Annotated in this window: 15 protein-coding genes and 1 pseudogene; 7 read left to right on the top strand and 9 right to left on the bottom strand. The window is 45.0% G+C overall.

The features are described from left to right. Nucleotides 1-556: 556 nt before the first annotated feature. Nucleotides 557-1,195, top strand: a complete 639-nt coding sequence (locus tag ACN0QW_RS16040) for a hypothetical protein (RefSeq protein ID WP_417432763.1) — start codon at nucleotides 557-559, stop codon at nucleotides 1,193-1,195. Between the two features lie 103 nt (nucleotides 1,196-1,298). Continuing rightward, nucleotides 1,299-1,391 (top strand): annotated as a pseudogene (locus ACN0QW_RS16035) (transposase); the annotation flags it as partial. 357 nt (nucleotides 1,392-1,748) lie between these two features. On the opposite strand, the gene ACN0QW_RS16030 reads toward ACN0QW_RS16035, so the two are convergent. Continuing rightward, a complete protein-coding gene (locus tag ACN0QW_RS16030) occupies nucleotides 1,749-2,576 on the bottom strand; it encodes a hypothetical protein (protein WP_417432762.1) in 828 nt (275 codons plus the stop codon). Between the two features lie 404 nt (nucleotides 2,577-2,980). On the opposite strand from ACN0QW_RS16030, the gene ACN0QW_RS16025 reads away from it, so the two are divergent. Together ACN0QW_RS16025 and ACN0QW_RS16020 are read left to right on the top strand one after the other, a co-directional pair. Beyond that, nucleotides 2,981-3,448 carry a RidA family protein gene (locus tag ACN0QW_RS16025; protein ID WP_299373167.1) on the top strand — a complete coding sequence of 156 codons (468 nt, stop codon included), beginning with the start codon at nucleotides 2,981-2,983 and terminating at the stop codon, nucleotides 3,446-3,448. A 225-nt stretch (nucleotides 3,449-3,673) separates the two neighbouring features. Next, nucleotides 3,674-4,846 carry a GNAT family N-acetyltransferase gene (locus tag ACN0QW_RS16020; RefSeq protein WP_417432760.1) on the top strand — a complete coding sequence of 391 codons (1,173 nt, stop codon included), beginning with the start codon at nucleotides 3,674-3,676 and terminating at the stop codon, nucleotides 4,844-4,846. Nucleotides 4,847-4,908: 62 nt separating this feature from the next. Here ACN0QW_RS16020 and ACN0QW_RS16015 read toward each other — a convergent pair whose 3' ends face one another. Beyond that, nucleotides 4,909-5,514: a DUF1287 domain-containing protein gene (locus ACN0QW_RS16015; protein WP_417432758.1), complete on the bottom strand. Its 606-nt coding sequence runs from the start codon at nucleotides 5,512-5,514 to the stop codon at nucleotides 4,909-4,911. A 226-nt stretch (nucleotides 5,515-5,740) separates the two neighbouring features. On the opposite strand from ACN0QW_RS16015, the gene creD reads away from it, so the two are divergent. After that, a complete protein-coding gene (gene creD / locus ACN0QW_RS16010) occupies nucleotides 5,741-7,243 on the top strand; it encodes a cell envelope integrity protein CreD (RefSeq protein ID WP_417432756.1) in 1,503 nt (500 codons plus the stop codon). A gap of 122 nt (nucleotides 7,244-7,365) precedes the next feature. On the opposite strand, the gene clpA is transcribed toward creD, so the two are convergent. The 3 genes from clpA to ACN0QW_RS15995 form a co-directional block, all read right to left on the bottom strand. Beyond that, a complete protein-coding gene (gene clpA / locus ACN0QW_RS16005; RefSeq protein ID WP_417432773.1) occupies nucleotides 7,366-9,669 on the bottom strand; it encodes an ATP-dependent Clp protease ATP-binding subunit ClpA in 2,304 nt (767 codons plus the stop codon). A gap of 417 nt (nucleotides 9,670-10,086) precedes the next feature. Further along, nucleotides 10,087-10,413: an ATP-dependent Clp protease adapter ClpS gene (gene clpS / locus ACN0QW_RS16000; protein ID WP_299380750.1), complete on the bottom strand. Its 327-nt coding sequence runs from the start codon at nucleotides 10,411-10,413 to the stop codon at nucleotides 10,087-10,089. Nucleotides 10,414-10,737: 324 nt separating this feature from the next. Beyond that, nucleotides 10,738-11,304 carry a phasin family protein gene (locus ACN0QW_RS15995; protein WP_299380749.1) on the bottom strand — a complete coding sequence of 189 codons (567 nt, stop codon included), beginning with the start codon at nucleotides 11,302-11,304 and terminating at the stop codon, nucleotides 10,738-10,740. Nucleotides 11,305-11,499: 195 nt separating this feature from the next. On the opposite strand from ACN0QW_RS15995, the gene ACN0QW_RS15990 reads away from it, so the two are divergent. After that, complete coding sequence (locus tag ACN0QW_RS15990) at nucleotides 11,500-11,664, top strand: hypothetical protein (protein WP_417432754.1); 165 nt, start codon at nucleotides 11,500-11,502, stop codon at nucleotides 11,662-11,664. Between the two features lie 32 nt (nucleotides 11,665-11,696). Here the strand turns inward: ACN0QW_RS15990 and ACN0QW_RS15985 are convergent, their stop codons facing one another. Then, on the bottom strand, nucleotides 11,697-12,386 hold the full coding sequence (locus tag ACN0QW_RS15985; protein WP_417432752.1) for a hypothetical protein: 690 nt from the start codon (nucleotides 12,384-12,386) through the stop codon (nucleotides 11,697-11,699). 251 nt (nucleotides 12,387-12,637) lie between these two features. Here ACN0QW_RS15985 and ACN0QW_RS15980 point away from each other — a divergent pair, with 251 nt between their 5' ends. After that, nucleotides 12,638-13,876 carry a serine hydrolase gene (locus ACN0QW_RS15980; protein ID WP_417432750.1) on the top strand — a complete coding sequence of 413 codons (1,239 nt, stop codon included), beginning with the start codon at nucleotides 12,638-12,640 and terminating at the stop codon, nucleotides 13,874-13,876. Nucleotides 13,877-14,007: 131 nt separating this feature from the next. On the opposite strand, the gene pgmG is transcribed toward ACN0QW_RS15980, so the two are convergent. Genes pgmG through galU form a run of 3 tightly spaced genes read right to left on the bottom strand, consistent with a single transcriptional unit; the run spans nucleotide 14,008 to nucleotide 17,662 of the window. Next, entirely contained in the window at nucleotides 14,008-15,387 is a 1,380-nt protein-coding gene (pgmG, locus tag ACN0QW_RS15975) for a phosphoglucomutase/phosphomannomutase PgmG (protein ID WP_417432771.1), read from the bottom strand. 32 nt (nucleotides 15,388-15,419) lie between these two features. Continuing rightward, nucleotides 15,420-16,745: a UDP-glucose dehydrogenase family protein gene (locus ACN0QW_RS15970; protein ID WP_417432748.1), complete on the bottom strand. Its 1,326-nt coding sequence runs from the start codon at nucleotides 16,743-16,745 to the stop codon at nucleotides 15,420-15,422. A 44-nt stretch (nucleotides 16,746-16,789) separates the two neighbouring features. Beyond that, on the bottom strand, nucleotides 16,790-17,662 hold the full coding sequence (gene galU, locus ACN0QW_RS15965; RefSeq protein WP_417432746.1) for a UTP--glucose-1-phosphate uridylyltransferase GalU: 873 nt from the start codon (nucleotides 17,660-17,662) through the stop codon (nucleotides 16,790-16,792). Nucleotides 17,663-17,724 lie beyond the last annotated feature (62 nt).

Below are 17,724 nucleotides of genomic sequence, written 5' to 3'. Positions count from 1 at the left end.
TAAAACTCCCTAAGTTGGGAGTTATGAATCACAAAAAGTCAGGCACAGCAAGATATGGAATTGGGTTCACACCCTAGTAACATCCATCATCCTTATAAATTCTAGTCAAACATTTGCAGATTTCCCTGTAATTAAACAGGCTGACATAAAGCCCAATGATCCTCGGTTAAAGGCACCAATTAATCGCTCTCAAGCAGGAGAACTAACAATTGCAAGTTTTAACGTTCGTAACCTTGGTGCTCGCGACAGATCTTTTCAAGGCATTGAAACCATTGTTAATCTTGTAGACGAGGCAGATGTTATCATCATCCAAGAAGCAGGGCTTGGCCTATATGGTAATCAGCCCTTATCCAAAACCAAAGCTAAACGATGGCAACTAATTCTCACGGCCTTAGAGGTTTATCTCGGAGATACTTGGAAAGTCATCACTGCAGAAACCCCTTCAGGTGCCAGAAAAGGAAGAGAAACCACAATCCTTGCATACCGAACTTTGGGACATGGTTATACGATTTCTGCAAGCTGGCTTAAGTATATCGACTTAGGGTCACGTAGAGACATGGCCACGTTCAAATTACTGCTAAAAAAGGACTCAAATATAAAACAATTACAACTGGCATCTGTTCACTTAAAACCAGACGATCCTTATCGTGGGCAAGAAATGATCAAGGCTGCTGATTGGCTTATATCACAATCAATTCCGACGATTGTCACCGGTGACATGAATTGGGGTTATAAGAAAACATCCAATGTAATAAACTATAAAGGTGAGGCCTACATCAGCAAACTTCATGAAGAAGAAAAGCTCTTTCAGGTTTTTAAAGAAATTTCGTATCTTAATAACGGCACTTCTACTAAGCTACGTACAAATATGGGCTTTAGGAAAACCCGATTTATGTACGACCAATCTCTATTATCTCCAAGTCTAGCAAACCATATGGCTGATGGAGGCAAACTACTTGCAGACACTGGTTTTATCGCATTCGGCATGTACGAAACACGTATGAAAAAAGTAATATCAAAAAACATAAAAAAAATGTCTTATGGTCTAGATAAATATTCTGCACACTTAGATCAAAACTTAGACAACTCGTCATTTCTAGATGCTACAAATAAAATACAAAATAGAGCCAATGACGAAGCTACATATCGCATATCAGACCATCGGCCAATTTGGTTACAGCTAAAGATTTATTAATTCGCATAGTCATCTCTTTTGAAGATAAAATCGACACTCTAAATTCAAATTTCAACATAGACTATAAATGAGGACACATTGGGGAGCAGGTCAACATCTGTAAGCCCCAGAGCTTTGCATGAAACACGGTATAAGCGATGCCACATTTTACAACTGGCGTTCAAAATACGGCGGGTTGGAAGTATCAGAAGCCAAGCATAATACCCTAAAGTCTAGCTAAATTTTAAAAAATCCACTTGTATGCCAACTTAATATGGATACAAGTAATATAAATTTTGTATTAGGCATACAAAATTTATATATGCCGACACATCAAGCTAGTCACACATACAGTTGGCATACAAAACTGTATGTATAACTGCGGCGGGACAACAGGTTGTTCCTAACGGAGCAGTTTTTCAGTCATCGCGGTGGGGGCATCGTGTGGGATGACTGATAGAGGTGCGGTGAGCGCGACAAGATCTAGATCTCTCTTGTCGCTTCCCGCTTCTTCGCAGCAAAAAGGGTGGCTTAACGCCACCCTTTTTGTATTTCAGAGATGAAACAACTACGATTATGAAGTTGGTAACTTCACCAAGCGGGTCTTAACAATATCTGCGTCCGTTCCATCCCGTTTCATGCCAGAGAGTTTTATCTCACTAAACAAGGCAGTCCCAGTTTTCAAATCAACATAAAAGTAACCGTCTATATCAATGACCTGTTCATCATAAGTCATATCGTCATCAACATCGACCACAACAACAGTGCGCCCACCATAAAGCTTCTTACCCGCGACATAACCATAAACCTGTGTAGAATCACACGGGCCCGAGCCAGGATAAACACCAGCAACTACACAAAAATTCAAAGCCAGAACTTTTTGATCCTGAGTAACTGTTTTCCCACCAAAATAACTTGCTGATGCAGATTCAATCATCGACTTAACAAGATCTCTTTTATTCCCCATAAGATTTACATAGCCCTCTTGTAAATCTCCAAATGAAGCAAGACTTTCTGCTGTAGCTTTCTTGTGCTTGTAAACATACTTAAATTCTTTACCGCGCAAGGACGCTACTTCTTCCTCCATCTCTTTTCTTTCTTGATAATAAACAGGAACAGAAAGGTTAGATTTTAAAATTCGAACGTCGTATTCAATCGTTTTTGGATTTGTCACTAAATTAAAAGCCACTTTATTTTGCATGGTGACAACTGTTTTACGACCATCACCTCTGAAGATATATTTCCAAGTATTGTACTCGTGACCATCATGTATAGCCTCTGTACCAAACACGACTTCGCTACTTAGAGGTTCAGACACACTTGCTTGGCCATTTCCCGATTGTGAAGTTGTCTGACAAGCCGAAAGAGCAAATAGCGCACCTAAAATCAAAAATCGCTTCATAAGATCACCTACAACCTAAAATTTAAAATCACTGTTCAAGTTATAAACTATAAACAGCACAAACAGTCAAAGTCCTTCCCTCACTGCTTACGATTTCCCATTACCAGATTCGCAAAAACCAGTAGAACACAAACGACACAATGTTCCTCAAATGCGATAACTGAGTTTAAAACTCCTGTTTTTTTGTGCTCTTTTGCGAACTTTGCTTGCGTCTGGAAGCCAGAGAGATAAAATTCGCGCAGTTTTTAAAGTTGGAAAGAGCAAAGTACAAATTACGTATGGGAAAACCATGGATCTGTTTGCTCTTGTACAGGCTTGAGAACACGTCCCGGAATTAAACGAGATCCCTGTGTAAAGGGGCGCGTTCTTAGAAGATAACATTATAAAATCATAAGGATAGAGCCATGACTGGTACAGTTGATGCCCGTTTGAAAGAACTTGGAATTGAAGTCCCTCAACCTGCGAAAGCAGTTGCAAACTATGTTGGTTACGTAACATCCGGCAACACCGTTTTTATATCTGGCCAGATCACGATCAAAGATGGCGAAGTCCTCTACAAGGGTAAGCTTGGCGACACCATGTCTGTCGAAGAAGGCCAGGAAGCGGCCCGTCTTTGCGGTATCAACATCATTGCCCAGCTTTACGCAGCAACAGATGGCAATCTCGATCGCGTTAAGCGCATCGTCAAACTTGGCGGTTTTGTAAACTCCACACCTGACTTTGTTGATCAGCCAAAAGTCATCAATGGCGTGTCGGACTTGATGGTTGAAGTGTTCGGTGACAAAGGTGTGCATGCGCGTGCAGCCGTTTCAGCCCCAAGCCTGCCACTTGGCATTGCTGTTGAAGTCGATTGCGTTGCTGAAATCGACTAAGCTATTCATTACTAGCTAAAAGCTTTATCGGCTAAAAGCTAAAGAAGACATCACGATAACAAAAGGCAGGCGCCATAGCCTGCCTTTTGCTTATTAAAAGCTCAGAAAGTCGAGATCTTAATCGAATTCCCCTCTTCTCTGTCTAAAACCTTGTATCCACAAGCCTATCTTCCTATTTTTAGCGAACAGTATTTTCTTACCCCGCCTTGATTAACCAGGTCTTGAATGAGCCAATTGCGTGTTGAAGTTCACCCCGGCATAAATAGTATTCCCTCAGAAGCTTGGGATCGCTGTGCCCAGAACGATGCGCCAGATAATAATCCCTTTATTTCCCACGCCTTTTTATCCGCGTTGGAAGAAAGCGGCTCGGTCAGTGCCGAGACTGGATGGCAGCCTCAACACCTGACGATCATGGACGATGACGGGGTTATCATTGCCTGTGCGCCACTTTATCTGAAAAGCCACTCTTACGGTGAATACGTCTTTGATTGGAGCTGGGCAAACGCTTACGAGCGTGCGGGACGCGCCTATTACCCCAAACTGCAATCAGCGGTTCCCTTTAGCCCGGTAACAGGCAAACGATTGCTCATCGCCCCGACCACACCAGAAGAGGCGAAAGAACTTCGCCTTTCCCTCATCAACGCCATGCTGCAAATTCTGCAACAGTACGAAGCGTCATCCCTGCACCTGACCTTTACCACAGAACAGGAATGGCACGAGCTTAAAGATGCCGGACTGCTCGCCCGCACCGGAATGCAATATCACTGGGAAAACAACAACTATCAAAGCTTTGATGATTTCCTTGCTGCGCTGTCTTCTCGCAAGCGTAAGGCCATCAAAAAGGAACGCCGCGAAGCACACAGTCACGGCCTGGAAATTAAGACCTTAACGGGCGGTGATCTGACGCCAGAAATTTGTGATCAATTCTATCAACTCTATCTTAGTACAGTCGATAAAAAGCACGCCCACGATTACCTCAACCGCGATTTCTTTCAGCTTTTGGGATCAAAACTGAGCAACAAAGTTATCTTGAGTACCGCATGGGATCAATCTTACGCCAGCCCAATAATGGTGGCTGGTGCCCTCAATCTGGTCGGCGGCGACACGCTCTATGGTCGGAACTGGGGGTCCCACGGTCATTACCCAAACCTGCATTTCGAGCTGTGTTACTATCAGGCAATCGACTATGCCATCACTCATAAGCTCAAGCGGGTTGAAGCCGGGGCGCAGGGAGAGCATAAAATACAGCGTGGATACCTGCCGACTAAAACGTACAGCCTCCACGGCATTTCCGACCCCAATTTCCGCGATGCCATCGCACGCTTCCTGCAAAGTGAAAACCCGGCAGTTGACCGCGAAATCGAAATGCTCAACGAAATCGGCCCCTTCAAACAGTAACAGCGATACTTGTTCTAATAACGAATAGATACTCAATTAAAACAAAGTAGAAGTTTGAGTTTTTAGCGCTTTATATAGCGATAATGCCCCGTCATTTTGTAATCGAACAACATGTCTTCAATTTGTGGTCCGAAACCGATATTGTGAACGACCAGCGGCACACCCTTGGATGATTTTTGATTACTGATAATACCGATATGCGGCAGTGATCCGCTTTTATTCAGGTTCCATGTTACCAAATCGCCCGGCAAATAATCTTCAGGTGCTTCTGACAAAGGTAGGATTTGACCGCGACGGGAAAAGAAAACCCGCAAGTTTGGCACCCGGCGATGATCAATATTTCGATCCGTTGACTTCAATCCCCATATCTTTGGATAGCTGGCAAAGTTGGCCCGCATGTCTTCGTGTACCAGCTTTTGCAAATCAATCCCTAGCGCCCGATAACTTCGGATCACCACATCGGTACAAACACCAATGTTTGCAGGCACATCACCACCGGGATAGGCTATTGAGTGGTAGCTACCATCATAAACAACATTCTGTGTTGTTCGCGCCAAAGCTGCCTCGGCAAGATTTTGTCCTGTCATGGTCTCGGCCCAGACAGCGTCAGAGAAAATCAAAGACGCACCAATACATACAGTCGAAAGAACACCCCGCGTTATCATCATATCCCCCTTCAAGTTTGGTATCGGTTCGATCTCACTAGAAAAAGCCTGGCCGATAGATTTGCTTAAACTGTGGCAAGTTTGCGCCATTTTTCCTTGGATTGCCCCAATCAGTTCAAAAAATCAGCCCAAAGCCCCTCTATCTCTTTCTTCATTACTTCTTTTTATCAATTTTCAGTGCGTCTTTTGAGATGCACCAATTACAGATTTCCTTTAAGGGGGAGGAAAAATGATCGACTTTACCACTGTACTGGTCATTCTGGCCGTCGTTCTATTTTTAGGCATTTTTGCCATCATCGGACTGGTCTGTCTGCGCTGGCTCTATGGACGCTATGCTCAACAGGCTTCGGGGTTAACAGGTGATTTAGGGGGCAAAATTGCCAATAGCAACCCGCTGATGATTAAGGCTGTCATCATCGGATTCCTGACCTTGATGATGCTCATCCCCACCGCGCTCGTTCACGATCTAATGCAGGAAAGGCACAGCCTTTATCGTTCGGTTCTTCATGAAACCGATCAGGAATGGGGACAGGAACAAACCCTTGCCGCGCCCGTTCTTGTTATTCCCTATACAACAGAAACCCGAATAACTGACAGCAACGAGAAGGATCGGATTATCGCAGGTCAGGACAAACTTGTTGTACTCCCCGATCAGCTAAAACTCGACAGTAATCTCACCCATGATTTTAGAGAGCGTTCCATCTATAAAAGTCTTGTTTATACCGCTGACATCAAAGGGTCAGCAAACTTTCGTCTCGATCCACCACCGATAAAGAACCTACAAAAAATTCACTATGACCAAGCTTATATTGCCATTGCCTTAACGGATAACAGCGGTATCGGTTCCTCACCAGCAGTTCGTGTGAATGGTAAAAAACTAGAGCTGATGCCCGGTACTGGCTTGCAAACGCCTTATCTTGTCAGTGGTTTCTCTGCCAAGCTTGATCCATCACAGGATCTCACTGATTTTTCAGTACAATTTGACACCTCGCTACGCGGTAGTCGCAATATCAGGGCAATTCCTTTGGGTATGAACACCCAGATAAACATTTCCGCTGACTGGCCCCACCCAAGCTTTCGACAGTTCCTGCCCAAAAGCCGTGATATCACCAATGATAGCTTTAATGCCACCTGGGAAGTCAGTCACCTGTCTCGAAATTACCCTCAGGTTTTCCGGGCATCAGATGATATAAACTTGGGCGAAATCATTGCCGAAGCACAGCTTTTTGAGCCAGTGTCCCACTACGGCACGTCTATACGTGCAGCGAAGTACGGTATTATGTTCGTTACCCTGACATACCTTATGTTACTGGTGTTCGAGTTCACCCGTGGTATCCGCTTGCATCTGGTGCAGTACCTATTGGTCGGGGTTTCTCTGTCCGTGTTCTATCTAATACTACTGACGTTGTCCGAGCACATCAGCTTTAGCTTGTCATATTCCCTCGCCGCAGCTGTGACTGTCATATCCATTGCCAGTTATATCACCGCAGCCACCAAAGGTCGCACCAACGGCCTCGCCATCGGCTTCCTACTCTCTGCCCTCTATGGCTTCCTCTATTCAATCCTTCAAATGGAAGACTACGCCCTGACGATGGGCAGCGGCTTGCTCTTGATTGTACTTCTGGCAATGATGTATATGACTCGGAATTTGAACAAAGGCTCTATCCTTGATCCAGTCCTTGATAAGGAAGATCTTGCCGCCGATACCCCACAGCAAGTTATGGAAACCTAGGCATCTAGCTGGAAGGGGGGAAAGCCCCCCTTCCAGCGGCACTAAAGTGCACAGTCTTCGTCTCTAGAAGCCATAAAAAAATGGCCCCGCAAATGCAGGGCCATTTTTTATGACAGAGCCTTCTAAGCTTTCTGCTTACGCCGAGACTTCTTTGCTCCTGGCTTTTTTGTTTCATCCGGGAAGCTAAAGCTTGGTTTATTGTCCTTGATATCAATTCGGACAACACCGCCACGGGTCAGCTTGCCAAACAGAAGTTCTTCGGCCAGTGGCTTTTTGATTTCGTTCTGGATAACACGCGCCAATGGCCGTGCTCCATAGAGCGGATCATACCCTTCTGTTGCCAGCCACTTCTTGGCCTTTGGTGACAATTCAAAGGTAACCTGACGGTCTGCCAGCTGGGTTTCCAGTTCCATAATAAACTTGTCGACCACCTTGGCCATAACAACCGGGGATAGGTTCTTAAAGGGAATGATCGCATCCAGGCGGTTTCTGAATTCCGGTGTGAAGATCTTGTTCACAGCCTCTTCATCATCACCGATGCGAACTTCGCGGCCAAAGCCAATCGCAGGTTTCGCCATATCTGCAGCACCAGCGTTAGAGGTCATGATCAGGATCACGTTCCGGAAATCAATGGTCTTGCCATTGTTATCAGTCAAGCGACCATTATCCATAACCTGTAGCAGGATATTGAAGATATCCGGATGCGCTTTCTCAATTTCATCCAACAAGAGAATGCAATGCGGCGTCTTATCAATCGCGTCAGTCAACAGACCGCCCTGATCAAACCCGACATATCCCGGAGGTGCCCCAATCAAACGAGAAACTGCGTGACGTTCCATATATTCGGACATATCAAAGCGCGTTAACTCAACACCCAGTGAATGGGACAGCTGTTTTGCGACCTCAGTCTTACCGACACCGGTTGGGCCAGTGAAAAGATAACTACCAATCGGTTTTTCCGGTGTACGTAACCCGGCACGGGCCAGCTTAATCGCAGACGCAAGTGAGGTGATCACCTGATCCTGTCCGTAAACCATGGTCTTCAGGTCACGCTCAAGGTTCTTGAGGACAGATTTGTCATCCTTGGAAACTGATTTCGGCGGGATACGGGCAATCTTGGCCACAACGGCCTCAACGTCCTTCACACCTAGCGATTTTTTGCGCTTATCTTCGGGCAACAGCATCTGTGATGCGCCGACCTCATCAATCACATCAATGGCTTTATCCGGTAGTTTTCGATCACCAATGTAACGTGCGGAAAGCTCCACAGCCGTACGTAAAGCTTCGTTAGAGTATTTAACCGAGTGATGTTCCTCGTAATAAGGCTTCAAGCCCCGCAAAATCTTAACTGCATCTTCAATTGAAGGTTCAGCTACATCGATTTTCTGGAACCTACGTACCAAGGCTCGATCTTTTTCAAAATGATTGCGGTATTCTTTATAGGTCGTTGACCCGATACAACTCAAATCCCCGTTCTGCAACGCAGGTTTAAGAAGATTTGACGCGTCCATAGACCCGCCAGATGTTGCTCCGGCACCAATAACGGTGTGGATTTCATCAATGAAGAGGACGGCACCATCCATGGCTTCGACTTCTTTAACCACGCCCTTAAGACGCTCTTCAAAATCACCACGATAACGAGTTCCTGCCAAAAGCGATCCCATATCGAGAGAGAAAATTTTGGTCTCTTTGAGAACTTCAGGCACTTCGCCATCAACAATCTTTTTGGCAAGACCTTCGGCAATAGCCGTTTTACCAACGCCTGGGTCACCAACATACAACGGATTGTTCTTGGTTCTGCGGCAAAGAACCTGAATTGTGCGTTCCAGTTCCTGCTCGCGACCAACCAACAGATCAATTTTACCGTCTTTGGCTTTCTGGTTCAGATCAACACAATAAGCGTCAATTGCTTCGCGCCCTTTGACTGCTTGGCCTTCACCCTCATCCATTAAATCGTCGGCACCGTGAATAGTACGGGTTTCTTCCAACCCTTCGACCTTAGTGATGCCATGACTGATATAGTTCACCGCATCAAGACGGCTCATTTCCTGCTCTTGCAAGAAAAAGACAGCATGACTTTCCCGTTCCGAGAACATGGCGACCAATACGTTGGCGCCTGTCACTTCTTCGCGGCCAGATGACTGCACATGTATCGCGGCACGTTGTAAAACCCGCTGAAACCCAGCTGTTGGTTTTGCATCGCCCAAATGGACAGTGGTTAGATTAGAGAGATCGTTATCGATGTAATCCAGCAGATCTTCGCGCAGCGTTTCAATTTCAACACCGCAAGCTCTAAAGACTGAAATGCCATCCTGATCTTCTGTAAGCGACAGCAACAGATGCTCTAGCGTAGCATATTCATGCCGACGCTCATTGGCATAGGCCAAGGCTCTGTGCAGTGTCTGTTCCAGATTGTTTGATAGCATTGCCATAAATTAACTTCCCTTCACAACCATCGTGATCAGATTGTTTGAGTTGACTTACCAGCGTCTCGAAATGCAAACGGTCTATGCTTACAAAATGCCAAGACCCAGTACCCTAATATCAACCCAATCTCTTTGACCATTGTTACAAACTATACCTAGGGAGAGTATGTTCGCTCAACAAGACGTTAGATAAATAACATTACCTTTATCGTCCTTAATAATGGCCAAATTAGGTACATTTCCCTAAAATTATATATTTTTTCAGGATGTTACCTAAATTGTACAAAATTATTGTAGAGGTAAAAAAAAGAAGAAAGGGTAAATATTAAAAGAAATCTGATTATTTTTGGATTTTAGGTATTTTGGATTTTAGAGAAATGGGGGCAGGCTGCCCCCAATTTATAGATCATTCATTTATTATTCTTTTTCGATAGTACATTGCAACGGGTGCTGATTTTTACGAGCAAGATCCACCACTTGTGTTGCTTTTGTTTCGGCAACGTCATAGCTGAACACGCCGCATACACCAACACCTTTTTGATGTACCTGCAACATAATACGCGTGGCGTCATCCTGTCCCTTGCCAAAAAACTGGGTCAGGACATGAATAACAAATTCCATCGGCGTGTAATCATCATTCAACAACAATACCTTGTACATCGACGGACGCTTGGTTTTCTCGCGTGGTTTTACGAGAATGTCGTCCGACGTGCCAAAATCATCATCACGCTCTTTTCCACTCATAGAGAAACTACCTAATCATTTCTAATCTTCAGAGATACACTTTTCCAGCGACATCACGTTATCGTATCAAGGTATCTACAATTTTATTATATCTCGGTAAACAGGTGACAAAGTCCAGCATGACTAAAATTTTCGCGCTGGTGAAAAACAACCAGCCCCTTACAGCATGCATAAAACTTTATTACCAACGGCATTATATTATAGGGTGCCTGCATTCCCTGTTCAAGGTGGCTCTGTTCAAGATAGCAGGCTTTATTTACACAAAAAGCCCTGCGTTAAGCAGGGCTTTCGGCGTTACTTATAGAAAAAGCGTGCTTTTAAAACTTAAGCAGCAGCTTTTGTCATTTTCTCAACAGCTTCAGAAACCTGCTTGCGAACTGGCTCAACAGCCTCAGTCGTCAGCTTGGTTGTCAGTGTTGTTAGCTCATTGCCGTTTTTTACCATGGCATCAAAAGATTCACGTGCATAGCTAGACTGAATGTCTGTTACTTCGTTGAAATCTTTTGCGCCAAGAAAAGCTTCTGCAACTGCAAAGTTCTTTTTCATAGCATCCTGTGCCATGCCCATGAACATTGAGTTCAGCTTCTGATAACCTTCAGAAATACTGTTGCCTGACTTAGCAGCCAATTCAGCACTTTCTTTGTTCAATTCAGCAGCGCTTTCGCACTGCTTATAAAGAGTATCCATAACTTTTTCTGCCTGAGCTTGAGAAAAAGAAAAAGCTTGCTCATAGCCTTTAGTAGCAGCGTCCATACTTGATTTCATCATATTCTCCACGGTTTCAGTTCCGTTAATGACAGTATCTTTACCAGTATTCTTGGCGTTAGCTTGTGCAGCTTTCGCCTTACTTTCAGTCGTATCTGCCAACTTTTTCTTAGTTGTTGTTGTCACCTTAGTCTCCTAGGATTAGTTCGTTTTCACGGCGTTCCGCCTGCATTTACCCGCTTATGGTAAAAATTAAAGCTACCTTCGCTCTTAATTCAGGGCGGAACCTTCATCCTCCCCAACCGACAACTCACTCATGCTGCAATGCAACATAAGCACTAACATACACATTTAATTTGAGATTTCAAGGGCAATGCTGCAATGCAACAAACACATAACGCGATTGCAACCAAAATGACACACTACAACCAACGCGAAAAGAGACAGAAAATCACAATCTCTTTGCCTGTAGAAACCATAAAATCTCGTAGAGCACATATAAAAACAGGTGAAGCTTTCGCGCCACCTGTTGGTAAAACAAGCTAGGACCTTTTGGGATCCAGGATTAATGATAGGCTTCAAAAGGCGGTCAAAAGGCCATTCTCCCCGACTTGAAGGTCAAAATGTTTTCGTTGTTCTGCTTTTGATTGATGCATCCGCGCCGCATTTTTTGTCCCAACGTCACGAACCGGATTTACGTCTATACCTGTTTCATCATGCTTGAGTAAGAAAGGCATAAAGGCCAGATGTTCAAACCCTTCGGATGTTTTCTTCCAGCCGTTATAAACAAAAGCACCGTCATAACAGAGTGCTGATACCCAATAAAAATCATCAGAACGCAATCGATTCCCTTTTGTATGTGGTTCGCCTGCACCCGATACTTTTAAAAGCCCCTCTAGTTCACTCACTTCTGCAGCAGAAAGATTTTTGATAGATTTTTCCCAACCAAATTGGGCCAAAGGATCGGAAAGAGAGATTTTAGATCCCCTAAGACCATGACCTTCCTGAACTCTGGAAACCATCTCGGCAGAGCCACCTGGCTGACCTTTAATTTCATAGCTGCGAATCTGCTCATCATATACAGCGTTATAAACCAACCGATATTCAGTAACACCCGGAACACAACGTTCACGGATATCATCCCCGCCAACATAACTGAACCAAGTCGCCTTTTGTGTGTAAGGCTTATCGATATTTCCTTGATAAGTGCACCCCACGGCAAGCAACAGCGGTGAAAATACCAATGGCACGAATTGAGCTAGACGCATTTTATCCTCAATATGTAAAATTAAACAATTTTCCGCCATTTTTGCCATTTATTAACATTGGCATTGTATCTTTACACATTCTCAAGATAAATATGTCATCCTGATGGCAGATGGTTAATGGCAACTAGACAGAAGAATCGATTTTATGTAGAATCCTTCTGTTTTAAATGGTTAGTAGACGTATTTGAGTTATAACATTCGATAAATCGCCTAAAATTTATCGACAAGCCCATTTAAAGGGGGGGGAATTAATGAACCTAGGACTGAAGCTCATTTCCACTATGCTTCTGACCCTGTTCGTGCTTATGGCACCGGCACAGGCCAAGTACGCATCCCTTGTGATTGATGCACATACTGGCGAAGTTCTATATAGTAGAAACGCAGATACGCGTAATTATCCTGCCTCCCTGACAAAAATGATGACCCTCTACATGGCATTTGATGCCTTGGAAAAGGGCAAGTTGACCATGAAACAAAAGCTCCCCGTATCAAAGCGAGCTGCTGGCATGGCACCGTCAAAACTTGGGTTGAGATACAAAAGCACCATTTCGACCAAAGATGTGATTATGGCACTGGTCACAAAATCTGCGAACGATGCAGCTGTTGTTATGGCAGAAGCCATCGGTGGAAAAGAAACAACTTTTGCCAGAATGATGACCAAAAAGGCACATGCCTTGGGTATGACCAGAACAACATTCCGTAACGCGTCTGGCTTGCCAAACCGTGGTCAATTGAGCACGGCACGCGATATGTCAAAATTGGCTATCGCGCTAAAGCGTGATTTTCCCCAGTACTATCACCTATTTTCAACGCAGAGCTATAAGTACAAGAACAGATCCTATCGAAACCATAACAAGCTCCTTGCCAGTTATCAGGGAACTGATGGTGTAAAGACAGGCTACACCCGCGCTTCTGGCTTTAATCTGGTTGCATCTGTGGTACGTAACGAGCGTCGTTTAATCGGTGTTGTTTTCGGGGGAAAGACTGGTCGTTCTCGTGACCGTCATATGAAAGAAATTCTGGATAAGAGCTTCAAACGTGTTGGCATCACTCAGGTTGCAAAGTTACCTGTCGCGCCAAAGCGGAACCCCCGTCGTGAAACTATTATCGCCTCCGCCCCGCCACAACCAGCGCCTCAGCCTATCCTGACCGCATCTACTGGTCTGTCTCTTCCTGGGCAGATTGCTCCAGAACAGATTGCAGCGGTACAACCTGTCGGGAGTGCTGCTCAAGAAATTACAGATTGGGGAATTCAAGTCGGCGCATTCAAAAATTATGAGCCCGCAAAAATGGCCGCAGACCAAGCTTTGGCGCAAATAAAATCAACACCAACAGGTACTCAGGTGCACATTCAGCAAGTTGATAAGGCAGAGGGTTCACTCTACAGAGCTCGGCTAAAAGGTCTTGATGAGATTGCCGCCCGTAATGCCTGTAGAGAACTTAAACAACAACGGATGTCATGTGTCGCTGTTCCCCCCGGGTTGTTTTAAAAACCTGAGAACAGCGTCTTCTCTCCGTTCAGTTAAGAACAAAATTTACGCAAAAAAACCGGACAACGTTTTTATCCGGTTTTTTATGTTCTGTGTTCTGGTTTGATAGCCCTTAACAGCCATCAATACTTTCAATTCGGAATAGCAACGTCGCTCTTCAATAATTGCTCAGCAAGCTGTGCCTGTAATCGCTTCAAGCCCTCTTCACTAGATGCCTCACAACGGGCAACCAGAACAGCTTGGGTATTAGATGCACGTAAAAGCCACCACCCATCAGCTGTATTGACCCGAACCCCGTCAACAGAAACTACATCAGCTTTTTCTTCGGCCAGACGTGCAGCAACTTCGTCAACAACGTCAAATTTGCGGGTATCAGAACATTCAAACCGCATCTCAGGTGTATTCACTGCCTTTGGAAGTGATTTCCTGAATTCCGCAAGCGACAAACCTTCTGTTTCGAGAAGGTTCAAAACGCGAACGGCAGCATATAAGGCATCATCATAGCCATAATAACGATCGGCAAAGAAAAGATGCGCTGACATTTCCCCCGCAAACGGCGCCCCAAGTTCAATCATTTTTGATTTAATATGAGAATGACCCGTTTTCCACATAACAGGCTTTCCGCCTGCTTTTTCAACCTCATCAAAAAGAACCTGGCTGGCTTTTACATCGGCAATGACCGTAGCACCGGGAAGATCTTTCAATACGCCCTTGGCAAGGAACAGCATAATCTGATCCCCCCATAAAATTTCGCCTTCGGAATCAACCAGACCAATCCGGTCGCCATCACCATCAAAAGCAATGCCTAGGTCTGCTTTATTTTCTGAAATCCCTTTTTGCAAATCAATAAGGTTTTCCGGAACCGTCGGGTCGGGATGGTGATTTGGAAATGTTCCGTCGATTTCAGCAAACAAAAGTTCATGCTGTCCGGGCAGTTGTGCCGTAAGTGCTGTCATGGCTTCGCCCGCTGCGCCATTGCCTGCATCCCAGACAACTTTCAAATTACTTTGCTTGAACTGAACTTCGTCAAGAAGTCGGGCGATATAAGAATCAAAGATAGGATGTTCGATATATGCGCCTTCCCCTTCTTCAAAATCACCAGACTTTGCGACACGATCAATTTCTTTGATCTGTTCGCCAAAAAACGCCTGTTTGTTCTGTACAAGCTTAAAGCCGTTATGATTCCCCGGATTATGAGATCCGGTGATCATGATACCGCCATCGACAGGCAAGGTATAGGCCGCAAAATACAGCATCGGCGTCGGCCCCTGACCAACACCGTAAACACTAACCCCTGATGCTCTCAAACCTTGCGACAGCGCCTCGGCGAGAACGGGGGAAGATGTCCTTCCATCATAGCCAACGGCAACCTTGTCTCCACCAGCGCGGCGAATAATGGTCCCAAAGGCCCTTCCTATCGCGGTTGCATCAGCAGCAGAAAGTGTTTCACCGATGATACCTCTGATATCATATTCACGAATGATGGTTGGATCAAAATTATACAAGGCGATCTCGTCAGGTTTAGAGTTTTAAAACGTAAACTTTATTTAACAGAAAATGCAGAAAGCGGGCGACCAACACAAAGGTAGTCAAAACCAGCTTCTTTCATCTCGTCCGGATTATAGATATTGCGCAGATCAATCATAATCGGCGAGGTCAACAGCCCTTTGACACGCTCCAGATCAAGCCGACGGAATTCATTCCATTCTGTCACAATAACCAGTGCATCCGCATCTTTCATAATCTCATAGGCGTTCTCACCATAATCAACATCAGACAAGAGTTCAGCCGCCTCGACCATACCTTCAGGGTCATATGCGCTAACTTTTGCACCATTTTCCTGTAAATGAGGAATAATATCCAGGCTCGGCGAATCCCTCATATCATCTGTATTTGGCTTAAACGTCAGCCCTAGAACAGCAATCTTCTTGCCTGAAACAGAACCGCCACATTGGGCAATGATCTTTTCGGCCATTTGACGCTTGCGCACACTGTTATAGGAAATAACATCTTCAACCAGACTGACAGGCGCACCAAACTCGCGTGCTGTATAGGCGAGAGCTTGTGTATCTTTTGGGAAACAGGACCCACCATACCCAGGACCAGCGTGAAGGAATTTTCGACCGATACGCCCATCCAGACCAATGCCTTTGGCGACCTGATGCACGTCGGCACCAACTTTTTCACATAGATCTGCCATCTGATTGATAAAAGAGATCTTTGTCGCAAGAAAAGCGTTCCCCGCGTACTTAATCAGTTCCGATGTTTCCAACTTCGTAAACAAGATAGGCGTTTCGATTAGATATAGCGGACGATAAAGTTCCGCCATCACGTCTTGCGCACGTTTGGTTTCGGCACCAATCACAACCCGATCAGGGCGCATAAAATCATTAATCGCTGCCCCTTCACGTAAAAATTCCGGATTAGAGACAACATCAAAATCTGCGTCAGGCCGCGTTTCACGAATAATGCGCTCTACAGCACGCCCTGTACCTACGGGTACTGTCGATTTTGTTATAATGACCTTATAGTCATCGATGACTTCAGCAATTTCTTTTGCGGCCTGATAAACATAAGAAAGATCGGCCTGTCCATCATTTTCACCGGGTGGGGTTCCCACAGCGATAAAAATAGCATCCGCATCTTTAGCCGCAGCAGCAAGATCAGTAGAAAAAGTCAAACGGCCCGCTTCCGCGTTATTTTTGACAAGCGTATCCAAACCCGGCTCGAAAATTGGAATCACGCCGTTTTTGAGGCCCTCAATTTTGCTCTCGTCTTTATCGACGCAAACAACATCAGTTCCAAATTCGGAAAAACAGGTTCCGGATACCAGACCAACATAGCCGGTACCAATCATTGCAATACGCATTTATTACTCCTTAGGATACTTGCGACAAAGTATCCGCCATCATCTTAATTTGAATATTTTTTCAGAATATCACGCATGCGACCACCAAGGTCCTCGCGTTCCAGAGCATAGGCAATCGTAGCTTCTAGGAACCCGGCCTTACTGCCACAATCAAATCTGGTTCCCTCAAACCTCAAGCCATGAAAGTCAACGTTATCAAGCGTTGCGGCCAAAGCATCTGTAAGCTGTATTTCCCCGCCAGCTCCGCGCTCTTTTTTATTCAGCTCAGTAAAAACAGAGGGGTCTAACACGTACCGTCCAATAATTGACAGTGTAGAAGGAGCATTTTCTGGTGCAGGCTTTTCAATCAGGCTCCGGGCTTTTGCCAAAGGACCATTTTCCGAGACAACGTCCAGAATACCATAACGGTTGGTTTGTTCCCTTGGAACATCCATAACCGCGACCAAATGTCCGCCCGTATCCTGATAATTATCAATCATCTGTTTGAGACACGGCGTACCAGCCTGTATCAAATCATCCGCAAGCAAAACAGCAAAGGGTTCATCCCCAATTGCATTGCGGGCACACCAAACGGCATGCCCCAACCCCAAAGGTTCTTGCTGGCGCATATAAGTTACACTGCCTGCTTCGAGAAGTAAGCTCGTCAAATCTTTGAGTTCTTTTTCTTTACCGCGGCTTTCAAGAACAGATTCCAGCTCATATTCGCGATCAAAGTGGTTTTCTATTGCCGTTTTTCCCCGCCCCGTAACGAAAATAAACTCTTCAATTCCCGCAGCTTTGGCTTCTTCTACGGCATATTGGATCAAAGGTTTATCAACAACAGGCAACATTTCTTTGGGCATTGCTTTTGTTGCTGGTAGAAATCGGGTTCCTAGTCCCCCGACAGGGAAAATCGCTTTACGAACGGGTCGGCGCATAGAAGCCGCACTCCTCAATAAATTTAAAATTAGTTATGTCTTTGCCATAGTAAAGGTGGAAA

Origin of the sequence: Kiloniella sp. (assembly GCF_048259265.1) — a bacterium.
Classification (GTDB): Bacteria; Pseudomonadota; Alphaproteobacteria; order Kiloniellales; family Kiloniellaceae; genus Kiloniella.
The sequence above is the reverse complement of the archived record's forward strand: the minus strand, read 5'-3'. Positions and strand labels throughout refer to the sequence as shown.